The organism is Vibrio sp. HENC-03, from assembly GCF_000305755.2.
Taxonomy (GTDB): domain Bacteria; phylum Pseudomonadota; class Gammaproteobacteria; order Enterobacterales; family Vibrionaceae; genus Vibrio; species Vibrio owensii.
In genome coordinates this window covers 143,727-166,665 of sequence record NZ_JH976064.1, presented here as the reverse complement: position 1 = coordinate 166,665, position 22,939 = coordinate 143,727, and the positions used below count along the sequence as shown (strand labels likewise).

Annotated in this window: 21 protein-coding genes; 14 read left to right on the top strand and 7 right to left on the bottom strand. The window is 44.5% G+C overall.

The features are described from left to right. Positions 1-14: 14 nt before the first annotated feature. The gene (locus VCHENC03_RS22405) at positions 15-275 is read left to right on the top strand and encodes a cation:proton antiporter (RefSeq protein WP_009699163.1); all 261 of its coding nucleotides are present in this window, start codon (positions 15-17) and stop codon (positions 273-275) included. Then, positions 275-574 (top strand): monovalent cation/H(+) antiporter subunit G, encoded by a 300-nt coding sequence (gene mnhG, locus VCHENC03_RS0125345; RefSeq protein ID WP_032802047.1) that lies wholly within the window; start codon positions 275-277, stop codon positions 572-574. The genes VCHENC03_RS22405 and mnhG overlap by 1 nt, the downstream gene beginning before the upstream one ends. 74 nt (positions 575-648) lie before the next feature. Here the strand turns inward: mnhG and VCHENC03_RS22410 are convergent, their stop codons facing one another. The 3 genes from VCHENC03_RS22410 to VCHENC03_RS22420 form a co-directional block, all read right to left on the bottom strand. Next, positions 649-1,641, bottom strand: a complete 993-nt coding sequence (locus VCHENC03_RS22410; protein ID WP_009704562.1) for a cytochrome d ubiquinol oxidase subunit II — start codon at positions 1,639-1,641, stop codon at positions 649-651. 2 nt (positions 1,642-1,643) lie between these two features. Beyond that, positions 1,644-2,975: a cytochrome ubiquinol oxidase subunit I gene (locus VCHENC03_RS22415; RefSeq protein WP_009704561.1), complete on the bottom strand. Its 1,332-nt coding sequence runs from the start codon at positions 2,973-2,975 to the stop codon at positions 1,644-1,646. 710 nt (positions 2,976-3,685) lie between these two features. Next, positions 3,686-4,774 (bottom strand): DUF1254 domain-containing protein, encoded by a 1,089-nt coding sequence (locus VCHENC03_RS22420; protein WP_009704560.1) that lies wholly within the window; start codon positions 4,772-4,774, stop codon positions 3,686-3,688. 135 nt (positions 4,775-4,909) lie between these two features. On the opposite strand from VCHENC03_RS22420, the gene VCHENC03_RS22425 reads away from it, so the two are divergent. The 7 genes from VCHENC03_RS22425 (at position 4,910) to VCHENC03_RS22455 (ending at position 14,561) form a co-directional block, all read left to right on the top strand. Next, entirely contained in the window at positions 4,910-5,845 is a 936-nt protein-coding gene (locus VCHENC03_RS22425; protein ID WP_009704559.1) for a LysR family transcriptional regulator, read from the top strand. Positions 5,846-5,888: 43 nt separating this feature from the next. Then, positions 5,889-6,437, top strand: a complete 549-nt coding sequence (locus VCHENC03_RS22430; RefSeq protein WP_009704558.1) for an AAA family ATPase — start codon at positions 5,889-5,891, stop codon at positions 6,435-6,437. A gap of 226 nt (positions 6,438-6,663) precedes the next feature. Beyond that, positions 6,664-7,983, top strand: coding sequence for a peptidoglycan DD-metalloendopeptidase family protein (locus VCHENC03_RS22435; protein WP_009704557.1), 1,320 nt, complete (start codon positions 6,664-6,666; stop codon positions 7,981-7,983). A gap of 225 nt (positions 7,984-8,208) precedes the next feature. Continuing rightward, positions 8,209-9,087, top strand: a complete 879-nt coding sequence (locus VCHENC03_RS22440; RefSeq protein WP_009704556.1) for an AraC family transcriptional regulator — start codon at positions 8,209-8,211, stop codon at positions 9,085-9,087. Between the two features lie 123 nt (positions 9,088-9,210). Next, positions 9,211-10,071 carry a nuclear transport factor 2 family protein gene (locus VCHENC03_RS22445; RefSeq protein ID WP_009704555.1) on the top strand — a complete coding sequence of 287 codons (861 nt, stop codon included), beginning with the start codon at positions 9,211-9,213 and terminating at the stop codon, positions 10,069-10,071. A gap of 830 nt (positions 10,072-10,901) precedes the next feature. Next, complete coding sequence (locus VCHENC03_RS22450; RefSeq protein WP_009704554.1) at positions 10,902-13,790, top strand: Ig-like domain-containing protein; 2,889 nt, start codon at positions 10,902-10,904, stop codon at positions 13,788-13,790. A gap of 138 nt (positions 13,791-13,928) precedes the next feature. Beyond that, positions 13,929-14,561 carry a cytochrome b gene (locus VCHENC03_RS22455; RefSeq protein ID WP_009704553.1) on the top strand — a complete coding sequence of 211 codons (633 nt, stop codon included), beginning with the start codon at positions 13,929-13,931 and terminating at the stop codon, positions 14,559-14,561. A 118-nt stretch (positions 14,562-14,679) separates the two neighbouring features. On the opposite strand, the gene VCHENC03_RS22460 is transcribed toward VCHENC03_RS22455, so the two are convergent. After that, a complete protein-coding gene (locus tag VCHENC03_RS22460; RefSeq protein ID WP_009704552.1) occupies positions 14,680-15,252 on the bottom strand; it encodes a YceI family protein in 573 nt (190 codons plus the stop codon). A gap of 308 nt (positions 15,253-15,560) precedes the next feature. On the opposite strand from VCHENC03_RS22460, the gene VCHENC03_RS22465 reads away from it, so the two are divergent. Further along, positions 15,561-16,190 carry a DJ-1/PfpI family protein gene (locus VCHENC03_RS22465; protein WP_009704551.1) on the top strand — a complete coding sequence of 210 codons (630 nt, stop codon included), beginning with the start codon at positions 15,561-15,563 and terminating at the stop codon, positions 16,188-16,190. 235 nt (positions 16,191-16,425) lie between these two features. Beyond that, complete coding sequence (locus VCHENC03_RS22470; protein ID WP_009704550.1) at positions 16,426-17,583, top strand: AI-2E family transporter; 1,158 nt, start codon at positions 16,426-16,428, stop codon at positions 17,581-17,583. 89 nt (positions 17,584-17,672) lie between these two features. Here the strand turns inward: VCHENC03_RS22470 and VCHENC03_RS22475 are convergent, their stop codons facing one another. The 3 genes from VCHENC03_RS22475 to VCHENC03_RS22485 form a co-directional block, all read right to left on the bottom strand. Then, a complete protein-coding gene (locus VCHENC03_RS22475) occupies positions 17,673-18,590 on the bottom strand; it encodes a helix-turn-helix domain-containing protein (RefSeq protein ID WP_032802225.1) in 918 nt (305 codons plus the stop codon). Between the two features lie 85 nt (positions 18,591-18,675). Beyond that, positions 18,676-19,605, bottom strand: a complete 930-nt coding sequence (locus VCHENC03_RS22480) for an alpha/beta hydrolase (RefSeq protein WP_009704548.1) — start codon at positions 19,603-19,605, stop codon at positions 18,676-18,678. 254 nt (positions 19,606-19,859) lie between these two features. Beyond that, complete coding sequence (locus VCHENC03_RS22485) at positions 19,860-20,426, bottom strand: TetR/AcrR family transcriptional regulator (RefSeq protein ID WP_009704547.1); 567 nt, start codon at positions 20,424-20,426, stop codon at positions 19,860-19,862. Between the two features lie 133 nt (positions 20,427-20,559). Between VCHENC03_RS22485 and VCHENC03_RS22490 the strand changes: the two genes are divergently transcribed. The 3 genes from VCHENC03_RS22490 (at position 20,560) to VCHENC03_RS22500 (ending at position 22,910) form a co-directional block, all read left to right on the top strand. After that, the gene (locus VCHENC03_RS22490; RefSeq protein ID WP_009704546.1) at positions 20,560-21,453 is read left to right on the top strand and encodes a haloalkane dehalogenase; all 894 of its coding nucleotides are present in this window, start codon (positions 20,560-20,562) and stop codon (positions 21,451-21,453) included. Between the two features lie 25 nt (positions 21,454-21,478). Further along, entirely contained in the window at positions 21,479-22,081 is a 603-nt protein-coding gene (locus VCHENC03_RS22495) for an NAD(P)H-dependent oxidoreductase (protein WP_009704545.1), read from the top strand. A 199-nt stretch (positions 22,082-22,280) separates the two neighbouring features. After that, on the top strand, positions 22,281-22,910 hold the full coding sequence (locus VCHENC03_RS22500; RefSeq protein ID WP_009704544.1) for a DUF1349 domain-containing protein: 630 nt from the start codon (positions 22,281-22,283) through the stop codon (positions 22,908-22,910). The last annotated feature ends 29 nt before the right edge of the window (positions 22,911-22,939 follow it).

The following is a 22,939-nucleotide window of genomic DNA, read 5'->3' as shown; positions in this document are numbered from 1 at the left end:
GTAGTTGGTTACAGATGAGCATTACATTCGCTTATATTGGCTTGTTGCTCAGTGTCGTGATGGCATTCATTCGTTTGGTTCTTGGCCCAACCTTGGCCGATAGAGTGATAGCGCTTGATCTGATTTCATTTGTAACAGTGGGTTTTATTGCCGTTTATACCTTAGATAGTGGGCAACAATCCTTATTGGATATTGCTATCACGCTCGGCCTAGTGGCCTTCCTCGGGACGATTGCGTTTGCAAGGTTGATCTTCAAAAGAAAAGGAGAGGTGTAATGGACATTATTGTAGGAGTTTTACTCTGTCTTGGAACCTTGTTTACGCTCATCGCGAGCCTTGGGATCTTGCGAATGCCCGACCTTTACACGCGAATGCACGCTGCAACCAAAGCAGGCACGGTGGGCTTAGCTTCGTTGTTATTAGCGGTGGCGATTGCGATACCGGATATCACGGTAATTTCTCGAGTGATTGGCACTATGTTGTTTATCTTTATCACCGCCCCGGTAGCGGCACACTTGCTGGGTAAGGCGACGCAGGAAAGTGGTTATAAAATCTGGCGAAACAACAAGAAATAGGACTTATGTGACTTGTGGGTAGAAACAAAAACGCCGCTAAACCAGCGGCGTTTCTATGTAGGTAATTGCCTTGTCTACTTGTAGCTAAGCTCTGTCGCTTTGCCTTTGAAGATTCGATACACCATGAAGGTGTAAAGCAAAATCATTGGCATAACAATCATCACACCGTAGCCCACAATCATTAACGTTGCAGGCGATGAAGCGGCCTCTTGTGCGGTCATTAACCCCGGCACAACTTCTGGGAAGAAGCTGTACGCAAGCCCTAGAAAGCTCAACGCGAAAATGACGGTGACACCAAAGAAAGGCCAGCGCACACCCAGATCATTCACCATGGGAACCTGACGCAAATAGCGATCAACGAGGAAGATGGTCGCCAACACAATTAACGGAACTGGGGCAAGCAACAAGACTTCTGGGAAACTGAACCAACGCAGGGCCACTTGTTGATTTACAATCGGGTTTACAACGCTCACTACCAAGATACCCAACGCCGCTAACCAACCAGCACGGCGAGACCAACGCGCCGAGCGTATTTGTAAATCACCTTCCGTTTTCAGTACCAACCATGCGCCACCGATGTAAACATACGCCGCCGTTACACAAAGTGCGCTTAACCATGCAAAGCCAAATGCTTCGGTTGATTGCTCAAACCCCATGATGTAACGACCCACCATGTAACCCTGGGTTAGTGCGGTGATTAGCGAGCCAATTCTGAAGCACCAATCCCAATGAGGTTTATGATCCGAGTTCGCTTTGGCGCGGAAGTCGAACGCCACACCACGCATGATCAGTGCGATAAGCATGATGGCAGTAGGCATGTAAAGCTCCGTCAAAATCAAGCTATGAGCGGTAGGAAAGGCAATCAGCAGAATACCGACGGCTAACACCAACCACGTTTCATTCGCGTCCCAGAAAGGGCCGATAGACGCTATCATTCGGTCACGTTGCGCTTCATTATCACTTGGCAACAGGATACCGACGCCAAGGTCGTAGCCGTCGAGCACGGCATACATAAAGACCGAGAAGCCAAGCAGCAGAAGATAAATTTCTGGTAGATAGTCGAGCATGATTAGGCCTCTTGTTGTGTCAGTGGGACTTCATGGGCTGCAACGTCTTTGCGCGCCAAATAGAACAGGGTATGGATGTACGCAACCAGCAATGCCGCGTAAATGGCTAAGTACATAATGAGCGAAGTCATCACACTACTGCTAGCAACCGTGGTGACGGCTTCTGATGTACGCAATACACCGCTGACCAACCAAGGTTGTCGACCAATCTCAGTAACATACCAACCCGCCAGCGTGGCTATCCAACCAGAGAACGTCATGGCTAATACCGTGTACAGGTAAGGTTTAGGTAACGCTTTTTTGCGTGCTAGCTTCACCGCGCCGTACCAGCTAACCAGCAGCATAAGAACACCCACACCGACCATCACGCGAAAACCAAAGAACAAGGGCTTCACTGGCGGGTGATCAGGTGCAAACTCGTTAAGTCCTTGGATTTCTCCGTCTAAGTCATGAGTAAGAATCAAACTCGCTAACTTCGGGATGCCAACTTCAAAATCATTGCTGCGAGTTTCTTCATTTGGCATCGCAAACAGAAGAAGAGGCGCGCCTTGCTCGGTCTCCCACACGCCTTCCATTGCTGCAATTTTTGCAGGTTGATGTTCAAGCGTGTTTAAACCGTGAAGGTCACCGACAAAGATTTGAATTGGGATGAATCCAGCTGCCGCGAACAGCGCGACTTTTAGGCCAAGTTTGGCTGAGCGATGATCAGGCTTTTTCACTATTTGATAAGCCGAAATACCCGCAATCAAGAAGCTGGCAGTCAGCGCCGATGCTAATAGCGTGTGCAGAAGACGGTAAGGTAAAGAAGGATTGAAAATAACTTCCTTCCAACTGGTTACATGTACAATTCCGTCAATCACTTCATATCCGCTTGGTGTGTGCATCCAGCTGTTAAGCACCAGAATCCAAAATGCGGACATACTTGTCCCAACAGCAACCAGAACGGTGGCGAGAGTATGAACCCATTCTGGCACTCGTCCTCGTCCAAAAAGCATCACACCAAGGAAGGTGGCTTCCATAAAGAAGGCGGTCATCACTTCGTATCCGAGCAATGGTCCTGCTACGTTTCCGACTCGTTCCATAAAGCCTGGCCAGTTGGTACCAAACTGGAAACTCATCGTAATGCCGGATACTACACCCAAGGCAAAAGTGAGAGCGAATATCTTGACCCAGAAGTAATAAACATCGAGCCATACGGGAGCTTGTGTGCGGTTATATCGCCACTTGAAAAACACCAACATCCACGCCAACGCGATGGTGATGGTCGGGAAGAGAATATGAAAGCTGATATTGGCCGCGAACTGGATCCGCGACAGCATGAGGGTATCTAACATCTTGGTTCCTCAAAAACGTGCCGTACTAGAAATCGTGTTTATCTGTAATTTAGTTACGAAAAATCGGGCAGTTTGGATTCATGTATCGAGAAATACAGGTGATTCTGTTTTCTTCTAACCATGATTTATATCAACTAAGACAAAGAAAGGAGTGTGGGAAATTGTCTCAAAATGCCGCTAATAGTCGCGAGAAGTGAGTAAAAGAAAGCAAATGTAACTGAAGCCACATGAATTGAGGTTAGTTCGAATTATCCTTATGATGGTTTCGATAATTCTGAAATAAAATTACAGAAACAGTGTTTTTAGTAAGGATATTTGCGTTTGTTGCTTTGGATGTCCGATTTTGGTTTATCAGAAAAAAACGGCGCGGACTTGGAGTCATCCGCGCGAGTCAATGACTGCTAGATACATAAGAGTGCTTGGCTAATCACTCGGAGATCTTGAAAAACACAACAATCGAGTAGAACGTTGGCGTTTTCGCCAACCATTCCATTCTTTTGTGACTACGTTTAATTCTCCATTAATTAATGGTTAAATAATGCACTTAAGTGCATATTTGAGTTCCAACGTGAAAGTGCTCAGCCATTGACCCATTATTTGTCTTGCCCCAACAAGAAGGGACAAGCAACAAGAGAAGACAAACAACAAAAAAGGACAAGCGTTAACTTGTCCTTAAAAACTATTAATTGAAATTGTCTAGAGCGTTTTCACTACAGCTTTTCGAGTTTTGGTAACTGGTAGTGTTTCATCTTCTCCACATCTGGCACGTAAGCTCGAAGCTGAGCACGCCATCCATCTACTGGTGTTTTCGCGTAGTTCACACCTTTTTCGTCAGCGATGGCATGACACTGTTCCCCACCAAAAATGATCGTAAAGCTGCCGTCTTCATTACTCTTAAAGTCTTTACGGTTCGTGCTCACAATATTGTGGTCGTTTGTCATCAAGTAGTTATCTGAGTTGTACATGGTTAGCGAGCTGAAGGCTTTCGCCGGAACATGGGCAAACGTTGCGGTGTAACATTCATTCGCCTTGGTGTTTTCAGGAGCCCAAGAAGCATACATTGCCGTCGATTCTGGGCTCAAACCCCAAGAACCAGCAATGGTGTAGGTCCATTTCTCCCAATTAGAAACATCATGAATATCGAATTGCACCGTGTCGTACATGTCAGGTAACTTGCCCCATTCTTTAAGTAGGGCAGAACGCAGCTCAGCGATGTCTTCCTCTTTGGTGTCAGTGGCGTATGGAACGGCTGAGTTTGACTCAATCTTCATCTTGGGTTGAATTTCGTTCTTGATGTACGCCAAGTCATCGGCTGTTGCGTCTGTCCCTACACGAACGCCAATAAACACATAGTCGGTCTCAATATCACCCGCTTTGTATTCATACACACCCGGTGTCCAAGTGTACTGAACAAAAGTATGGTTTTGGTCTTGGATGTGAAGCGAAACAAAACGATCACCCATGTCTGGGATTTCAATCTTGAAGCCTTTACGCGCATCAATAACCGCAAGGGAATAGACGTTGTCGACATTCGGCGTTACTACCCAAGTATCACCCGCTTGAGATAGGCCAGGGAAGTGGATGAACTGGTTCAACTCACCACGGCTTAGCATCTTTTGTGCGAACAAATCGGCTTCTTTGCGCTGGTACTCCATTGCTGTCATGCCGTAATCAAGTGGATTTACTGCCCAGTTAGAGGAATCGATGCTGTCGATCACTTGTTGTGTCGTTGGCAAATCAGCAGCAAAAGTAGCCGAAGAAATCAGAGCCATGGTTAGTGCTAATGACGTCTTTTTCATAATAGGACCTTTCAGGGTTAAGGAAGCGTTGACCCCATATTAGGCAGAACAAGATATGTTCAGAAGTGAAGCTGTTGAATGTTAGAAATTAACTGTATTAATATCTAATGCAAAGAGTGATGAAAGAGACGGCGCATGTTTGATTACAACCTACTCAAAGTATTACGAGTGCTGCTTGAAACCAGAAATACTAAGCAAGCGGCAGAACGTTTGAACCTTAGTCAATCGGCGGTAAGCCATGCGCTCAGCCGATTAAGGGAAACTTTTGATGACGCATTGTTCGTGCGCGAGCGTTACGGATTAGTACCGACAGAGCGTTGTTACGAATTAGAGCGCCGTCTTCCTGAATTGGTCGAGCAGATTGATGGACTGTTAGCCTTTGAAGCAGCATTTGATCCTTCTAAATATCAAGGAAAAGTTTCCATCAGTTTGACCAATGCACTGACAAACGCAATTGGTGTGGATCTGTTCTCCACCTTGCGAGAGAAGGCTCCAAACGCGAGATTTGAGATTATGGATTGGCGTTCACAAGTAGAATCGGCTTTGTTGTCTCGAAAAATCCACGTTGCTTTGGATTACGGCCCAGAAGGGTATTCCAAACAGATCAAACAAGAGTTGATGCCCAAGAACCACTTCATGTTTTGTGTCAGGCAAGGGCATCCGCTCACTCAACTTGATGTTGTTACCATTCATGATTTAGCTAAGTATCCAATGGTGTTGATTCGTACTCCGGATTGGCAAACAAGACACGAAACAGCAGAGCAGACCATGTTAAAAGCTGGTCATGTTCCGGATATTTTGTTGAAATCGGATTCGCCGGAGGTTAACTTTAATGCCATCCGACATTCTGATGCCTTCTTCCCAGTCGCCAGTGTCATGACGACACTTCCAGACGATATCGTCGCTATTCATCCTAACGTTACTTCCAGCACAGGCTTACCCAAGCAAAATATGGATGTGTACGCCTATTACCTCTATCAAACTCAAGATACCCCTTTGATTAACTGGCTTCTTTCAGAGATCAAAATTCTTCTACAACACCGATTCGAGAATAACCAACGACCGACATAAAAGGGCGGAAGGCGAACATTACGCTTCAACAATCGAGGTCTATATGAACAACCTAATCGTATTTACAGGTGGCCCAGGTGCGGGCAAAACTTCTGTAATAGAAAAACTGATTGAGCTTGGTTACGCTTGCGCGCCAGAAGTGGGGCGCAAAGTGATCAAACAGCAAGTTGCTCTAGATGGTGATGCTTTGCCGTGGAAAGACAAAATAGCCTTTCGTGATGAGATGGTATGTGAAGAGAAAGAACACCATCAAGCCTTCGAAGAACTCAATGAGCTTGTCTTCTTTGACCGCTGTATTGTGGATTCATACGGTTATAGCCAATTAGAAAACTTACCCATTCCACAAGCATTAATGGATGCGTGTCAGCGTATCCATTACGCCAGCCCTGTCTTTATCTTTCCACCTTGGGAAGCCATTTTTGCTAATGATGAAGAAAGAAAACAAGACTTTGCTGAAGCCGTAAGGACTTATCAAGCCATGGTAGAGGCATATCATCAATATGGTTATGAACTGATAGAAGTGCCGAAGATGAGTGTCGAACAACGTGTGAATTTTATTCTCGAACGCTTAAAAGATCGGCAGTTGATATAGAATTTATAGAAGTTGCGAGTAGTAGAGTGAACTAAACCGGGATCATGCAATCATAGAGAGGGTAAGAGGGATTTACCCTTTTTTACAGTAAGGTTTATTTAAGCAAAATAGGCGCTTAGCGAGACTAGAAAAGCTTAGAAACAAAGTTCTCAAATACGCAATGTTTAAATTTTGAGACTCAGATGTTATAACATAGCAATTACTGTTTCCGAATATCCCAAGTACTATGAAGTTTGTTCGTTATTCACTCATTGCTGTCGCTGCTACCGCATTCTCTCTTGCAGCCTATCTCACCTATCAAGCAGAAACGAAACCAGAAGAAATCACCATTAAGGTCACGCCTTATTCCGAGCTAGAGAGCGCTCACGTACATGAGACTCAGGCCGACGACACGACACCAAACGCCGAAGAGGCAACACAAGATCACGACAACATTGCACGTATTCACTACTTCGTTAAAGTAGGTGACACACTTAGCACGATTTTCTCCTCGTGGGGTGTCCCATACGAAACCACGCAAAAGCTTCTTGAAGCCGATTTAACCTCCTTGAAACTAGATACCATCAAACCAGGTGACCACCTTGAGTTTGTGGTAGATAGAGACACCAAGACGCTGCAACAAGTAATCTTCCACGAAAGCCTTGTCGAACGTTCGATTTACACGCAGAACGACGATGGCACATTCGCTTATGACTTTGTTGAAGAGCCGGGTGAATGGCGCGAAGAAATGTATTCCGGTGAAATCAACGGCAGTTTCTCATCTTCTGCGCACCGACAAGGATTAACTACTACCCAGATTGCCAACATTACGCGCGTACTTCGTGACAAAGTGAATTTTGCCCGCGAGCTGCGAGCTGGTGATAGCTTTCATGTGTTGGTGCGTCGTCAGTACGTTGATGACCACTTAACCGGCAATACAGAAGTGCAGGGCATTGCTATCAAGATGCGTGGTAAAGACGTAGAAGCATTTTTGGCTGAAGATGGTCGCTTCTATGACCGTGATGGAAACAGCCTAGAGCAAGCCTTTAACCGCTATCCAATCGACAAACAATTCCGACGTATTACGTCTCCGTTTAACCCGAACCGAAGACACCCAGTAACAGGCCGCATTCAACCGCATAATGGTACCGATTTCGCGACGCCAGTGGGTTCGCCAGTTTACTCAACGGGTGATGGCAAAGTGATTGCTGTTCGTAACCACCCTTACGCAGGCAAATACTTGGTGATTGAGCACAACAGTGTGTACAAAACTCGTTATTTGCACTTGAGCCGTTTCTTAGTCAAGAAAGGCGACCATGTTAAGCGTGGACAAAAGATTGCGCTTTCGGGTGCGACAGGTCGTTTAACTGGCCCACACTTACACTTCGAAGTACTGGTGCGCAACCGTGCTGTGGATTCGATGACCGCCGATTTGCCGTTGGCGAGTTCGATTCCAAACAAAGACAAACCTGCGTTCTTAGCACGAGTTTCTGAGTTTGATGATATGGTTGCTACCGAGCAAAATGCAAGCAACGCAAAAGCGAACGAGGGTAAAAAGACGTCTTAGACTCTTTGCATAGTTAAATGAACAAAGGCAGGCTTCGGCTTGCCTTTGTGTTTTAAGAGGCATGTTGTTTTATGAACTGGCTTATTTTAAGCAGCATGTTGGTTTAGAGAGAATAGACAGACATTCACCACCTCAAACGCTACCTTGGTTGCGCTATGTGATACAGTTCGATTCGCATTCCTGCTGAAATTGACCAAAATACAAGTAGTAACGAGTGGAGGGTGAATGCAAATACCAACCGTAGGCTTTGACCATAAAAAATCGAATCAAGCAGAGATTGAAATCTTCGATCTAGAAAGCTTGCATGGCCAAGAGTACAAAAGCCATTCACCTCAAAAGCCGCACCGCATTACCTTCTTTATGATGGTTTATATCGAAAAAGGCAGTGGTGTGCACATGGTGGATTTTAAGCAGTATCCGTTTGAATCTGGCAGCATCCTCTTTGTTCGTCGTGAGCAGGTGCAAGCTTTCGATTTGTCCAACAAACCCTCCGGCAAAGTGATCATTTTCACCCAAGCGTTTTTAGACCAAGTGCATGCCAACATGCGTTTACCTAACTACACTCCAACGCATTTAAACCAAGCTCGTTCACCATTATTGAACTTAGATGAAGCTACCTGCCAGAGTGCCAAACTGCTTATTGGTGAGGTTATCAAGGAAATTGAAAGTCAGCATTCCGACCCATTGATCGTCATGTATCTTTTCTCTTCTTTCGCTCTAATGCTGCATCGTCTTCGACCTGAAGAAAGGCACGATAAGTTAACCAAAGAGCAGAGCTACAAGCTTGCACGTTTCTTTGATTTGCTCCAGGCGAATTATGAACATATCCGTGATGCGAACTGGTATGCGGGGCAGATGGGGTCAACGTATAAAACGTTAAATGTTATCTGCAAGCTGGCAACGAACTTAACCGCGAAACAGATGATCGACGCGTTTGTCACAATAGAGATTAAGCGCCGCTTGGTGGTGAGTAATGTTACGACGCAACAGTTAGCTTTTGACTTCGGTTTTGAAGATGCGAGTAATTTTGTTCGATACTTTAAAAATCAAACTGATATGACACCAAGCCAATTCCAGAAGCAGTACGCCGAACCACAGTTATGATGTTGAGTATGAAAGCCTTTTTGTGTTCATGTTCGATATTGACCATTTTCCGACGCACATCCACACAGACGAGTCTTTGATTCATTCCTATTATTGTTCTCAAGCCAACAAGAGGAAAATAATATGAACAAATTGACTCGCTTTTTCGCTAGCTCTGTTATCGCATCCACCGTTTTTGCTAGTGCTTCTTTCGCTGTAAATGCCGATGAATTGTCGAATCGTGATAAAGCCGTCGCGGTTATCTCAAGCATTGAAACTGGCGACCAAAACGCGATTTCATACATTAATCCAAACAAGTACATTCAGCATAATCTTGCGGTTGCAGATGGTTTAGCGGGCTTTGGCGAAGTAATGAAGATGCTGCCAGAAGGCAGTGCTAAAGCGAAAGTGATTCGTACCATTCAAGATGGCGAATACGTGGCATTGCACACGGAATACGACTTTTTCGGACCGAAAGCTGGCTTTGATATTTTCCGTTTTGAAGATGGTTTGATCGTCGAGCACTGGGATAACTTACAAGACGTGGCGAAACCTAATCCAAGTGGTCGCACTCAATTTGACGGTGCAACAGAAATCACAGATGTAAACAAAACGGATGAGAACAAAGCGATCGTCTCTGATTTTGTACAAACCATTCTGATGAAAGGGGACATGTCTCAGATCAGTAAGTTTATCGGTGATAAAGACAGTGACTACATCCAACACAATGTTGCGGTGGCCGACGGCTTGAGCGGTTTGGGTGTTGCACTTAAGCAATTAGCGGAAGCGGGTATGCCGATGGTATACAGCAAGAATCATTTGATTATCGGTGAAGGGAACTTCGTGTTATCAGTAAGTGAAGGTCAGTTCATGAGTCAACACGTCGCGTTCTATGACTTATTCCGTGTCGACAATGGCAAAATTGTAGAACATTGGGACACGATTGAAGCGATTCCACCGAAGTCAGAGTGGAAGAACGGCAATGGTAAGTTCGGCTTTAAATAGTATCTAAAGACAACATGCACGAAAAAGAGAGTCACATTGTGGGCTCTCTTTTTTCGTTTAAGCGAGTTATATACCCAATAATAGTTCGAAAATAAATCAATGTGATACAGATGTAAAATAAAAACAGCTTAACTTTGGTTTTTATTTGTACAGAAATTAACGACATTAAGTGATAACTGGATTATTAAGGCCTTTATGAAATATGAATAGAATTAAGGCTCTAATTTTTCTCTTTCGTATTTTTGTTTGTGGCGCATGAAAAATGTGTGACGTTAATTCCAAATAATATTTTGAAAATCGATTTATTTGATTTTCTTCGCCTTTGTTATCTTTCTATTTGTGCTGGATATTAAATTGGGTGAATTATACCTCTTACTTATTTGTTGTAAGAAAAATACTACAACAAAGTCAGTTAAGTTAATGTTTTTACGGTTTTATTTAACTCAGAGTTAGTTCTTTTTGTTGAATGTGAAACGAGGCTTTTGTTGCTAACTTGCTGTTAGAATTCTAAAAGTTGCTGTCTATTTTCTCAAAATAACGCCTTTCTTTTGATTGTGACAAAGCTACTATGAATTAAATTAAAATAAGCTAATTAAGTTTATTCTTTAACATGAATTTAAACCTGATTGATATAATAATTAGCTTTATAAAATGAGGTGGTTATTCGCTGTGAAAGATAAAGTTTGATATTTATCCCAGAAGTAAGAAGGAATTTTTGCCTTGGTTATTTTTATTTATAAATTAAGTGTGCTTGCAAAAAATAATTGAACCGTTAATTGCAGGTCTTTGTGCAGTACCTAAATAATTAATATAAGACTAAGGACTTAATTATGTATCTAAGAAAGAGCAGTGCTACGCAGACAAACTCCATTGGTTATCGCACGTTAGGGTTAACAATGCTTTGTTCTGGTTTATTGTTGAATCCGATCTCCCAAGCCATGGCGGCGGAATTCAGCACGGATGCGGTTGCACAATCAGAAAGCGAATACTGGAGCACCTATAAGTTAGACATCAAAAACACTGGCTCAGACAGCGCAGACATGCGTGAGGCCGTGATTGAGTTCGTACTGCCTGTCGCAATTAACGACATTGGTTGGGCATCAAATCACCTTTCATACCCATCATGGGAGATCGCTCATACAACACAAGCTGACGGCGTGTTGAACGCTGTAACACTCAAATTCCCAGCAGGATCTTGGGTAGACAGTGAGTTGGCATCTGGTGAGTCGGCGGCGTTAACCATCTCATTTGGCGGCGAACTGAAGGATCTCAATGCGTTTGAAGATTCCGTGGTGGTGAAAGTCGATGGTGAAGTTGTTCCTCCACCAGAGTTCTCATTGGATATCTTAGCGCCGGCACAAAACTCTGTGGTTTACACTGGCTCGAATGTAGACATCATCACGAGCGTAGAGGATGAAGGTGCAAGCAAGCTAGAGTTCTGGGTCAACAATACCAAGCTGGCAGAGCAACCTGTAGTCGACGGAACAACCGAGTATCAACAAGCTTGGCTACCAGCGGAAATTGGCGCCGCTTCAATTGCTGTCATGGCGTTCAACGAGAGTGGCGAAAAGCTGACTGAACAATCGGTACAAGTCACGGTTGAATCTGAATCTACCGCGCCGAATCCTCCTGTGATTGAGTTTATCTCACCAGATGCAGGCTCTTCTCACCAAAAAGGTGACACGATTTCGATCTCAGCCAATGTCACCGATGCGGATGATGACTTAGCGACGGTTAAGTTCTTTGCTAACGATGCTGAAGTATGTCAGTTAGACGCGAAAACGACACAAGATTTCTCTTGTGATTGGACTGCACAAACAGCGGGTTCAGCAACGCTTCGCGCAGAAGCTCAAGATGACGAACAACATGTTACTCGCAAGAGCCTAACCATTACTGTGACAGACACGGGCACCAGTTGTGGCGATGTTCCTCAATACGAAGATGGCGTGCCATACAAGGTGGGTGATGAAGTTACCAATATCGGCAACATCTATTCATGTACCGTAGCCGGTTGGTGTGGAAACCCGGTTTGGACGCCAGGGACAGGTCACCCAGATTATCCGGATGCGTGGAAAGACGCGTGGGACGAAGTTGGGCAATGTGATCCTAACCCAGTTCCAGTAGTGGATGTTCAATCTCCTCAAGATGGACAAAAAATTGCACCAAACCAAGCGTTCGATGTGATTGTCGATGCGACTGACGATACTGAAGTTGCTCGCGTTGACGTTCAGTTGAATGGTCAAGTGGTGGCAACATCAAGCACTCCATCACAAGGCGATACCTACACCATTACAGTTCCTGCGCAAGACGAAGGCCAATACACGCTAACCGTCGTTGCTTACGATGACCAAGGGGCAAGTGCAGAAGCCGCACCAATTTCTCTGGCGATCACCGATAAAGACTTGGTGGTTTCGCTGTCTTCTCCTGTTGATGGTTCGAGCTACTTTGAAGGTCGTGCAATTTCAATCAAAGCAGACGCGAAGAGCTACGAAGGTGATATTACTTCAGTAAGCTTTATTGCAAATGGTAATGAGCTATTCAAAGACACTGAAGCACCATACGAATACGAATGGCTAGGTGCACAGAAGGGCGCTTACGCGATCACAGCTAAAGCAGTAAACACCGCAAACCAAGAACAAACTTCGGCAACGTCTAACATTACGGTGAAAGAAAGCACTGGCGGCGGTGGTTTAGTCGATAACCCAGATCGCTCTATCAGTTACCTAACATCATGGGGCTTGAATGACTACGAGCAGTTGTTCAATTCAGAGGGTGACGGTTACCTATTGTCATTTGGTAAGTGGGACGCGAGCGGTAACATTACTATCTCTGATGGCATGCTAACGCCACCAGATTACAATCCGGATTGGATGCCAACGCAGTACCTAGCTTGGTCAACACTTAAGCATGACAATGAAAACGTAACTATGATGGTGGCGTTCGGTGGTCAAACGTACGAAAGCATTTGGTCAGCGATCAGCACGCCACAAAGCCGTGAAGCGGTCGCAACTGGATTGGTTGATTTGGTACATACGCCATTCCCTGTGTACAAAAAGAATCTGACACCAGAAGAGATGGAAGGTGAATGTCTTGCATCAAAACCTGATGGCAGCTGTGATTACAGTAAGTACCAGCTAGCAGGCTACGTGCACATTGACGGTCTAGATTTTGACTTCGAGAAAGCCGCTCGTATCACGGATAAAGAGAACCAAGATCTGACTGCTCTGATCAAACTGATCCGTGAGAAAGTAGGCAATACGAAAGTGCTGTCTCTGACGACTTACCACGTAGGTGCAGACCCAGTTGAGTGTATGGATGCGAGTGTGTTCGAAAATTGTTCTTACATTGAACCATCAGGCCGTTCATCTCACCACGGTGAAGTGATCGATTTGCTGAAAGCAACCAAGAACGACTTCGATTTCTTCAACGTAATGACGTATGACGCAGGTCGAAACTTCCTCTACGACGTCGCGATGGCGAACTATGCTGAATATATTGGAGACAAGTCGAAGATTGTTTTAGGTAACACGATCAACAGCCAATGGGCGCCAGGTGGCAACTTTGTTGAAACGCGTCAAAACAACCTAGACCGTGCTAAGTGGCAGAAAGATAACGGTTACGGTGGTTTCTTCATGTGGACGCTAGGTTCAAACAACCAAGGTTTGAGCATGGCAGAGCAAGTTGACTACTTTAATGACATGATCAGTGTAAGCAAGTAGTACTCACCTCATCTTGTAATCTACTTGAACGACGGAAGGCTCTCATGCCTTCCGTTATTTCTTCAATCTTCATCATGGGAACGCCTCTCGCTCGCCGTATTCCCATGCAAATTCCAATTGAAATTCAGTGGTGACAATATGTCAAAACTAGATTCTGGTCAGCACCAGAAAGCGATTCCGCACGCCCAAAATAAGGCATTCAAACCTAAAAATGACTCACCCCAACACCAAAGCAATACGTCACAACACTATGACGCGTTCAGTAAATGGTTACATTGGATAATGGCGGTGATCATCATCTACGCCACCATTGCGGGTTATGGCATGTTGTTTGTGATGGATATGCCGCAACTGTTTCATGTGTTGTCGACGCTCAACATGTCATTCGCGACCATTGCATCCGTGTTGTTAATCGTACGTTGGGGTTGGTCATTTTTTCGAAAGACACCGGAGTTACCAAGCACAATCCCCAGCACGCAGAAAAGCATCGCTAAATTGGCTCATGGCACCATCTATCTTGTGATGTTTGTTGTCTTTGTCAGTGGCTTTTTGATGCTTAAGCACGAGTACCCATTCTTTTGGCTGTTTACCATTCCAAACCCAATTTCTAATGCCGAAGTGAATGAGTTTTTCTTTATGGTTCATCGAGTTGGTTGTGCCACATTAGCGACGCTGGTGGCGTTGCACGTTGCGGCGGCATTGAAACACCACTTCGTGAGTAAGAATGATGTGTTAAGAAGCATGGCGCTGACTACGTCGAAGCAAAATTGATAACAGGGAAACGGGCGCTTTGAAGCACATTGAACAAAGCGCGTAAACCAAAAGAAAAAAGGCTTGGTGAGCCTCCAAGCCTTTGTTTCGCGTTATCAAGCCGTTTTGGGCTAAATAACTACTTTTTAAAGGTGAGATTCAGAGTGAGTGGAACTCGATCTGAAATCTTAATACCACCAACCGTTGCTGCTAGGTTCGTTAAGTTTTCAGTTGGGATACCAAAATCCGAAGCGCCAATAATGACAGGCGCACTTGAGCTAACCATCACAGTATCGCCAGCATTGAGTACCACAACAGGGAATTCTACCGACTTGGTCTTACCAAACAGTGTCACTTCAGCAGGTACTTTAAGCTTGTGAGAGCCTTCACCTAGCGCCGACCAATCGACCTTACCGACAACTTTCACAGGAGCATGTTTTGCCGATTCGAAGAAGATTTCGTTGAGTCGCGTATTACGGATTGGAATGCCTGTTTCAATGCTGTTTAGGTCTACAGATACATCAAATTGTCCTTCGCTGTTAAGCGTGCCTTTGAGGGCATCGATGGTCGCAGGTTCAACAACAAACTGATTTTTGATGGTAGCAAAGCTGACTGAGGAGAATTTTGAATCTAGCGTGTAGTTATCAGCAGCGAACGATGCACCTGAAAATAGCGCAAGCGCGATGCTTAGGGTGGATAAAGTCTTTCTCATTATTATTAACCTTATATACGTTGAACAACGGTTCTACTTGATAGTAGTTCGGATTTATAAAAGTTAATAAGGAATTAAATCGATTGATTTCGATGATTTTTTCGATGTGATTGGGCGCTCATTAATGATGATTTGATATCAATGTAACTGATGCCATTTACACTTTTTATGTCAAAAATGTGCTAATTAGCAATGACTTATTAAGCAGGTGCGAATGTGTGAACCTATTTCTAATGGATGATTCGCGACTTGCTTAAGTTGTCGTTACACTGTTTGCACATTTTATAATTCGTTAGGTTGGTTGGCTTATGTATACCGTTGGGATTGTGTTGTTTGATGATTTCACAGACGTAGACTTTTTCTTGATGTATGACCTGTTAGGAAGGACGCAAGACAGTTGGACAGTCAAAGTGCTAGGGACCAAGCCAGAGCATGTTTCTCATCTCGGTATGACGGTAAAGACGGACGGTCATATCTCTGAAGTTGCAACGCAAGACGTTGTGCTTATCGCGAGTGGCAAGAAAGGCATACCAGCAGCGCTTCAAAATAGTGACTTCATGTCCGCGATGAAGCTCAATCCAGAAAGGCAGTTAATTGGCTCTATCTGCGCGGGTTCTTTTATCTTGCATGAACTGGGCTTGCTTGACGGTAAAAAGCTCACAACCAACCCAGATGCTAAAGCGGTATTAAAGAGCATGGGAGGAGACGTTCAAGATGTTCCTCTGGTTGTTGAGGGAAATATTGCAACGGCGGGAGGTTGTTTATCATTGATGTACCTCATTGGTTGGTTAGCGGAGCGCCTGTTTGATTCTGATAAGCGACGCGAAATTCAAAACCAGTTGATACCAGCAGGGCAGTTGGAGATATTCGAGTCTCTTATCGCCAACACAATCATGGACGCCGAAGCGCTTAACCAGGTGACTTGCTCAGCGGAATAAGCAATCGCTTTGATTTTCCCTTTGTGACTGAACACAAACTTGTTCACTAAACCGTTGAATGTACGGGGAAGTGTACTAGGTTTTATATGAGTGCTTGTTTTATGAAACCGCAGCTATTTAAGCCATCGGTCTTTGATTAAGTACGGATAAATACTGTGTTGGGTCTATTCACGCGTCATCGATTATCGGATTACCGATGAATAAGAATATGGCGCGAAACCAAAGGGAAAAACAGTTGAGTAATCCAAATGAAAACTTAGAGAAAGTGTTGGCTAAGGCGTTTACCACGTCTTTGATTCGATTCTCAGTCACGACGCTTATCGTTATTGTCTGTTGGTGGGCGTTTTTACCATTTCTTCCTATCTTACTTTGGGCGTTGGTGCTTGCCATTGCGCTCTATCCAGTCAAACTCGTCATTGAAAGAAAGCTTGGGTTAAGCTCGGCTCGTGCTGCCACATTAATTGCAATCATTGGTGTCTTGATTCTTGGCACGCCAACGGCCATGGTGGGAAATTCCTTTGCTTCGAAAACACTCGGTGCATTTGAATCGTATCGAGATGGCACTTTGGTCATCGCCAAGCCTGCAGATAGCGTCAAAACGTGGCCTCTAGTCGGTGAAAAAGTTCATGCAGTTTGGTTTGAGGCCGCAGACGATCTGCCAACGTTTGTCGAAAAGCGTCAGCCTCAAATCAAAGGCTTCTTTAGTTGGTTCGTTGACAGTGCAACGGGAGCGGCGAAGAGCGTGTTTATGCTGATAGGCGCGATCATTATCGCCGGTATCATGCTCGCTTGGGCTCAACCTGCTGCAAAGTCGATACGTAAGATCTTCATTAGCTTCACCGATGAGGTGAGGGGGCCAGATTTACATCAACTCACCACGGCCACCATCAGACAAGTCGCCGTGGGAATCATCGGTATTGCGTTCTTAACGGCAATGGCATTCGGCGGAGTTGTTGCATTATCCGGTGTACCTGCTGCCGCTTTGTTTACACTCATTGCGTTGATCTTTGCGATTGTGCAATTGCCCGTGACCATTATTGCGTTGGTTGCTGTCGGTATTCTATGGGCAGGAGATAGCGGCACGGTTCATAACGTCATCTTTACTGTGTTATTGATTGCAGCGAGTCTGATCGACAACTTCTTGAAACCACTGATTCTCGGACGCGGGTTAGAAGTTCCTATGCCTATTGTCTTGATTGGTGCGGTCGGCGGCATGATGTCGGGCGGTATTCTTGGCATGTTCATTGGTGCTGCGTTCTTAGCGGCGGGTTACCAAGTGTTTATGAAGTGGGTAGACACAGAAACCCAAGACGTTGCTGATATCATCGAGCCTGGACAGGCACAAGAAGCTATTCTAGAAACCGAGCAAAAAGGAAAGGACTCGAACGACTAACGTTTTATTCAGTTATTACTGCAGATAAACAAAAAGACGGCTCACATGGCCGTCTTTTTTGTGTTCGTTAATCCGCTATCAACATGCTTTTAATGCAATCGATTCTCTGTGCGGTATTCGGAAGGGGTTAAACCGACTTTATTTTTGAATAGGCGAGAGAAGTACTGTGGATACTCAAAGCCAAGCGTGTAGGCAATGGTCGCAACAGAATCCTCGGTAGAGAGAAGCAGATCTTTCGACTTATCGATCAAGGTTTTGTGAATCCAATCTTTGGTCGTTTTGCCCGTTTCTGCTTTAAGTGCATCGCTCAAGTATCGGCTGGTCATATTCATGCTTGAAGCCAATTCTTCCACTTCTGGGATATTAGAAGACTCATCAAGAATCGCTTGCATTCTGTAGTCCAACAGTTGTGAGAAGCGTTCGTATACTGAGCTTTCAGACTCTTTACGCATTAAGAACTGACGATGATAGTAGCGATTGGCGTACATCAGTAATGTGCCGAGTTGCGACAAAATCAGCTCTTTGGTAAAGGCGTCCAAGTTATTGCGATATTCCGCTTCAATAGCGTCAAAAATCGCCGCCATTTGTTTTTCTTCTTTTGGCGAAAGGTGCAACGCTTCGTTCACAGAATACTTAAAGAAATGGTACTTCTTAAGCTGTTCTTGCAGTTCGTGGCCGCGAATATAATCCTCATGGAAACAGATGCTTCGAGCCACAGAGTCGACTTTAATACCAATGCCAGCAATCTCTTGCTCGGGTGCAATAAAGATCATGGTGCCATTGGAGCAATCGTATTTGGTTCGACCGTAAAGCAACTCGCCAGAAGTGATGTGTTTCAGCGAGATAGAGTAAAAATCGCTTGAGATAGCAAAACCGTTGTCGCATCGCAGATCATCATCGTGGTCTTTAGAATCCATTTTGATGACATCAATTAACGGATGCTCAGGAGGCCGGATTCCAAACCACTCGTTTTGCTCTGCGATGGACTGAAAATGATACTTCTTCATACGATTACCTAAAATGACAGTGGCAGATAACCAAGCTGCCACTGTTGCCATGAATTAACTTGTTGGTTTATTTCGCGATACAGCCTTATGAGCTTTGGCTATTGAAGAACTCAGCAATCTTATTCGCAGCAACCGTTACATACTCTTCAACATCGTATAAGTCTACATGACTCGCGCCAGGCACGGTAAAGAGTTCTTTTGGCGATGTGACCTTCTCATAGAATAGCTCAGTTGCGATTGCGGTATCTGCTAGTTCGCCCACAACACCCAAGAATGGTTGAGCCATGTGTTCAGCGTAGCGTTCACCGATATTCAGTACTGCCGACTCATAAATGTTCGATAACACTTGGTTAGAGAATCTAGGGTAGGTCTCAGTGCCAGCGCGAGCGGTACCGTAGAACTCATAACCTTCAAGTGCTGCTTCTGAAGCTTGAGGGTTGTTCCATTTGTAATCGGGATCGTCGTATCCAAACAAGTCGAATGTTTCCGAACTTTGCTCATTGTACATGCGTTGGCGAGCGTCATTCGCGGCGCCGATCATGCCTCGGTAAGCCGCTTTATCGCTAAAGAACATGGCATCGGTTGCTAACATTGCGCTGATAGAAGCAAAAGCTTTTACTCGCAAGTCTGTGATAAGCACGCTACTCATAATGTTGCCGCCGCCACAGATACCAATGCCATACAACTTGTCTTTATCTACATAAGGTAAAGAACAAAGGAAAGAAATTGCGTTGCGTAGATCTTCGTGTTTACGGAAGCTGTTCTCATCGTTACGGAAACCTTCGCTGTAAGTGTCCGATTCACCCTTGCTGTTGTAATCAAAGGCAAGATAAACGAAGCCCAGTTTTGCAAAGATAGGTCCGTATACCGCGGCGGTTTGTTCTTTGATTTGGTGCGCTGGTGGGGTAACTACGATGGTTTTGTATTGTTTCGATTCATCAAAATCTTGGGGTAGGTACATGTCGCCAACCAAAGTTAGCCCCAAGCTCTTAAATTCAACCTTTTGTACTGTCATCACGTTATCTCTCTTCTGTTTGTTGATGTGACTATCGTACTCAGTGGTGATTTTTAGTCAGTGCACAAAACACCGCAATGTGTATACAAAACCCCGAGGGACAACCAAACAAAAGTGGCGTGTTGTGAATGCGTGTTAAAGCGTTTGAAGTTGAAAATCCGAGCTGTTAGCGAGAGTTGAATGGTTTGCAAAAGGCAGCGGGGAAGCCGCCTTTGATATTCATACCTGTTGAAATGGCGTAGCGCTGTATGTTTCTAGTAATCCCCGCGTAAATTAACGAGTAGCATCGCTTCAATCGTGTCGACCATTTCATCGAGTGAAACTGGCATCGCTTTCGCCGTCACAGAATATCCTTCCACGAATGGGATAAGAATCGATACTGCTCGTGATTGCGAGGTTTGATCTTTTGCTAGCGGCGCGATTTTCTCCTTCATTACCACGACCATCGTTTGATAGTAATCGCTCAGGTAAGACTCAATACTCTTATTACGCGTAGAGATTGCCCAATACTCTCTGAAGATTCGACACATGTCAGAAAGCTCATGACCGTGTGAAAGCAGCATAGAGACAATTGGTCTCAATGCCTTTTCTTCTTCCATCACCGGTAACGCTCTTAAATCGTCTAAACATTGTTGGAAATAACGATCGGCCACGGCTTTGAGTAAGTCATCTTTCGTTTTGAAGTAATACTGAACGTTGCTTAAAGACATGTCTGCGACGCTTGCGACCTTGCGCATCGTTACACCGAAGTCACCTTCTGTTTTTAATAGCTCGATTGCTATATCAAGAATTCTTTCTACTTTTGCTGACTTTTTAGGCATTTACAACATCTCAGAGCGTTAGATTAAGGATCACGTTTGATCTTAATTTGAAAAAGAGTATTGACATATTAGGTCTGTTGACCTAATTTTTCAACCAGTAGGTCGGGCGACCTAATTTCAAAAGGAGATACCCATGATTCAAGTCCAACGTACACCAGATGCTCAATTCGAAAATTTAAAAGATTACCCATTCAAACCTCACTATGTAGAAGGTTTAAAAGGCTATGAGGGTATTCGAGGTCACTACTTGGATGAGGGAAACCCGAACTCCGATGAAGTTTTCCTTCTGCTTCATGGTGAGCCAACGTGGAGCTATCTATATCGCAAAATGATTCCAGTATTTGTTGATACGGGAGCACGCGTTATCGCACCGGATTTGCTGGGTTTTGGTAAGTCTGACAAACCAGTATCGGAAGATACCCACAACTTCGAGTTCCACCGTAACTATTTGCTTGGACTGATTGAGCACCTAGATCTAAATAACATTACGTTGGTGGTTCAAGATTGGGGCGGTTTGCTTGGCCTAACTTTGCCACAAGCGATGAAAGCACGTTTTAAGCGATTACTGATCATGAACACGGGTTTGTTGATGGGGCCAACCACTCAAGAAGCCTTCTTGGAATGGAAGAAAGACATCGTCGAACCAGAAGAGTTGGCGCTGGACCTCTTCATGAAGAAGTACGCACCAACGTTAGATGATGAAGAGGCTCGTGCTTACGCTGCCCCATTCCCTGATGAATCTTTCAAAGCAGCTGTTCGTAAGATGCCGAAGATGGTCGCTAATCCAGACCAAGCGTGCATTGATATTTCTACAGCAGCGGTTCCTTTCTGGGGTAAGGAATGGGAAGGGGAAACCTTTATGGCTGTTGGTATGAAAGACAAAATGCTAGGTCCTGCCGTAATGGGGTACATGCAAACGGTTATAAAAGGTTGTCCTGCTCCTATGGAAGTGCCTGAAGCGGGGCATTTTGTTCAAGAGTTCGGCAAAGAAGTCGCTCAAGCGGCTGTTGAACATTTCAAGCTTTAAGCATCGTTTTTAAGAGAAATCACCCATGAAAATTCTAAATCTCGTGTTCCATCCAAATTTGGAAAGCTCCCGCAACAACCAAACATGGAAAACTCAGCTTGAGGAATCTGGCAAGATCACCACAAGTCGCGATCTCTATGCGGAGTATCCGGATTTCCAAATCAACGTAGAGAAGGAACAAGCGTTATTGTTAGAGCATGACCGCGTTGTTCTGCAATTTCCTTTCTACTGGTATTCAATGCCACCACTGTTGAAAAAATGGTTAGATGATGTTCTAACCCACGATTTCGCATATGGCGCACAAGGTGACAAGTTGAAAGGGAAAGACATGCAGCTTGTCGTATCGGTTGGTGGTCGTGAAAAGTTCTACTCAGGCTTTGATATTTTCACCACGGTACCTGATTTGCTGCGACCATTTCAGCTCACGGCAAACTTAATTCAAATGAACTATCTTCAGCCTGAATATATGTTTAATGCTGATGCGGCCAAACCGGAGGAGATTGAGGCTTTTGGCGTTCAACTGGTAGAGAAAATTGATGATCCTAAGCGTTCAAACCCCAGACAGTATCTCTACGACAGCATGACGCAAGAGCTTGAAGATGTTTATGAAGATTTAGGTTTAGCATAAACAGCCAAGCTAGATAGCATTCTAATCTGAACGAGAGCGAATCAATCAGTTCGCTCTTTTTATTTATCGAAAAATTGTGTTTGTTTGTTGAGCTGGATACGTTGTCAGCAGTACGGAATATGGAATAATACAAAGCGGCTGATTGATAAAGTACATCGGCGTGAGTTGTGAAGAACAAGAATAAACAAGGAATGAAACAATGGTAGATTTTACTGTCGGTAAGTGGATTTTTGAACCTAAAGTGAGCGAAGTGACACAGGACTTTGTTTCCATCACGACGGAGCCAGAAACCGATTTTTGGCAGCGTTCATACTACGGATTTAGAAATGATAATGCGCCAGCACTGCAAATCGAATCGGAAGAGAATTTTACTTTTACCACAAAAGTGAGTTTTGATTATCAGGCGCAATTTGATCAGTGTGGTTTGATTATTTACCTCGACAGCGAAAACTGGTTTAAAGCCTCTATCGAATATGAGAACGAAGCTTTCTCACGTTTAGGCAGTGTCGTGACGAACTTGGGTTACTCTGATTGGGCAACCTCTGACATCCCGTTGCCTGAGGCAATCTGGTATCGCTTGAGTCGCCGTGGCCCAGATTTTCTGATTGAGTCTTCTTTTGATGGCGTGGCATTTAAACAAATGCGAATCTTCCACCTACATAAGCTGGGTGAAACTACCCCAGAAATGGGCAAGTGCAACCCGCCATTGCCGGCAAACAATGTTGTGAGTTTTGGTGTCTATGCTTGTAGTCCGCTTAAATCTTCATTTACCGCCACATTCACAGATATGCGTTTAGAGCCTTGTAAATGGCTAGCGCATGCGGTTTAAATCCAACTACACAACAAAGCAAAGTGAGG

Excerpts from the sequence above, each read along its gene's own strand:
- VCHENC03_RS22405 (WP_009699163.1), top strand. The coding sequence starts at position 15 with ATGAGCATTACATTCGCTTATATTGGCTTGTTGCTCAGTGTCGTGATG.
- mnhG (WP_032802047.1), top strand. The coding sequence starts at position 275 with ATGGACATTATTGTAGGAGTTTTACTCTGTCTTGGAACCTTGTTTACG.
- VCHENC03_RS22410 (WP_009704562.1), bottom strand. The coding sequence starts at position 1,641 with ATGCTCGACTATCTACCAGAAATTTATCTTCTGCTGCTTGGCTTCTCG.
- VCHENC03_RS22415 (WP_009704561.1), bottom strand. The coding sequence starts at position 2,975 with ATGTTAGATACCCTCATGCTGTCGCGGATCCAGTTCGCGGCCAATATC.
- VCHENC03_RS22420 (WP_009704560.1), bottom strand. The coding sequence starts at position 4,774 with ATGAAAAAGACGTCATTAGCACTAACCATGGCTCTGATTTCTTCGGCT.
- VCHENC03_RS22425 (WP_009704559.1), top strand. The coding sequence starts at position 4,910 with ATGTTTGATTACAACCTACTCAAAGTATTACGAGTGCTGCTTGAAACC.
- VCHENC03_RS22430 (WP_009704558.1), top strand. The coding sequence starts at position 5,889 with ATGAACAACCTAATCGTATTTACAGGTGGCCCAGGTGCGGGCAAAACT.
- VCHENC03_RS22435 (WP_009704557.1), top strand. The coding sequence starts at position 6,664 with ATGAAGTTTGTTCGTTATTCACTCATTGCTGTCGCTGCTACCGCATTC.
- VCHENC03_RS22440 (WP_009704556.1), top strand. The coding sequence starts at position 8,209 with ATGCAAATACCAACCGTAGGCTTTGACCATAAAAAATCGAATCAAGCA.
- VCHENC03_RS22445 (WP_009704555.1), top strand. The coding sequence starts at position 9,211 with ATGAACAAATTGACTCGCTTTTTCGCTAGCTCTGTTATCGCATCCACC.
- VCHENC03_RS22450 (WP_009704554.1), top strand. The coding sequence starts at position 10,902 with ATGTATCTAAGAAAGAGCAGTGCTACGCAGACAAACTCCATTGGTTAT.
- VCHENC03_RS22455 (WP_009704553.1), top strand. The coding sequence starts at position 13,929 with ATGTCAAAACTAGATTCTGGTCAGCACCAGAAAGCGATTCCGCACGCC.
- VCHENC03_RS22460 (WP_009704552.1), bottom strand. The coding sequence starts at position 15,252 with ATGAGAAAGACTTTATCCACCCTAAGCATCGCGCTTGCGCTATTTTCA.
- VCHENC03_RS22465 (WP_009704551.1), top strand. The coding sequence starts at position 15,561 with ATGTATACCGTTGGGATTGTGTTGTTTGATGATTTCACAGACGTAGAC.
- VCHENC03_RS22475 (WP_032802225.1), bottom strand. The coding sequence starts at position 18,590 with ATGAAGAAGTATCATTTTCAGTCCATCGCAGAGCAAAACGAGTGGTTT.
- VCHENC03_RS22480 (WP_009704548.1), bottom strand. The coding sequence starts at position 19,605 with ATGACAGTACAAAAGGTTGAATTTAAGAGCTTGGGGCTAACTTTGGTT.
- VCHENC03_RS22485 (WP_009704547.1), bottom strand. The coding sequence starts at position 20,426 with ATGCCTAAAAAGTCAGCAAAAGTAGAAAGAATTCTTGATATAGCAATC.
- VCHENC03_RS22490 (WP_009704546.1), top strand. The coding sequence starts at position 20,560 with ATGATTCAAGTCCAACGTACACCAGATGCTCAATTCGAAAATTTAAAA.
- VCHENC03_RS22495 (WP_009704545.1), top strand. The coding sequence starts at position 21,479 with ATGAAAATTCTAAATCTCGTGTTCCATCCAAATTTGGAAAGCTCCCGC.
- VCHENC03_RS22500 (WP_009704544.1), top strand. The coding sequence starts at position 22,281 with ATGGTAGATTTTACTGTCGGTAAGTGGATTTTTGAACCTAAAGTGAGC.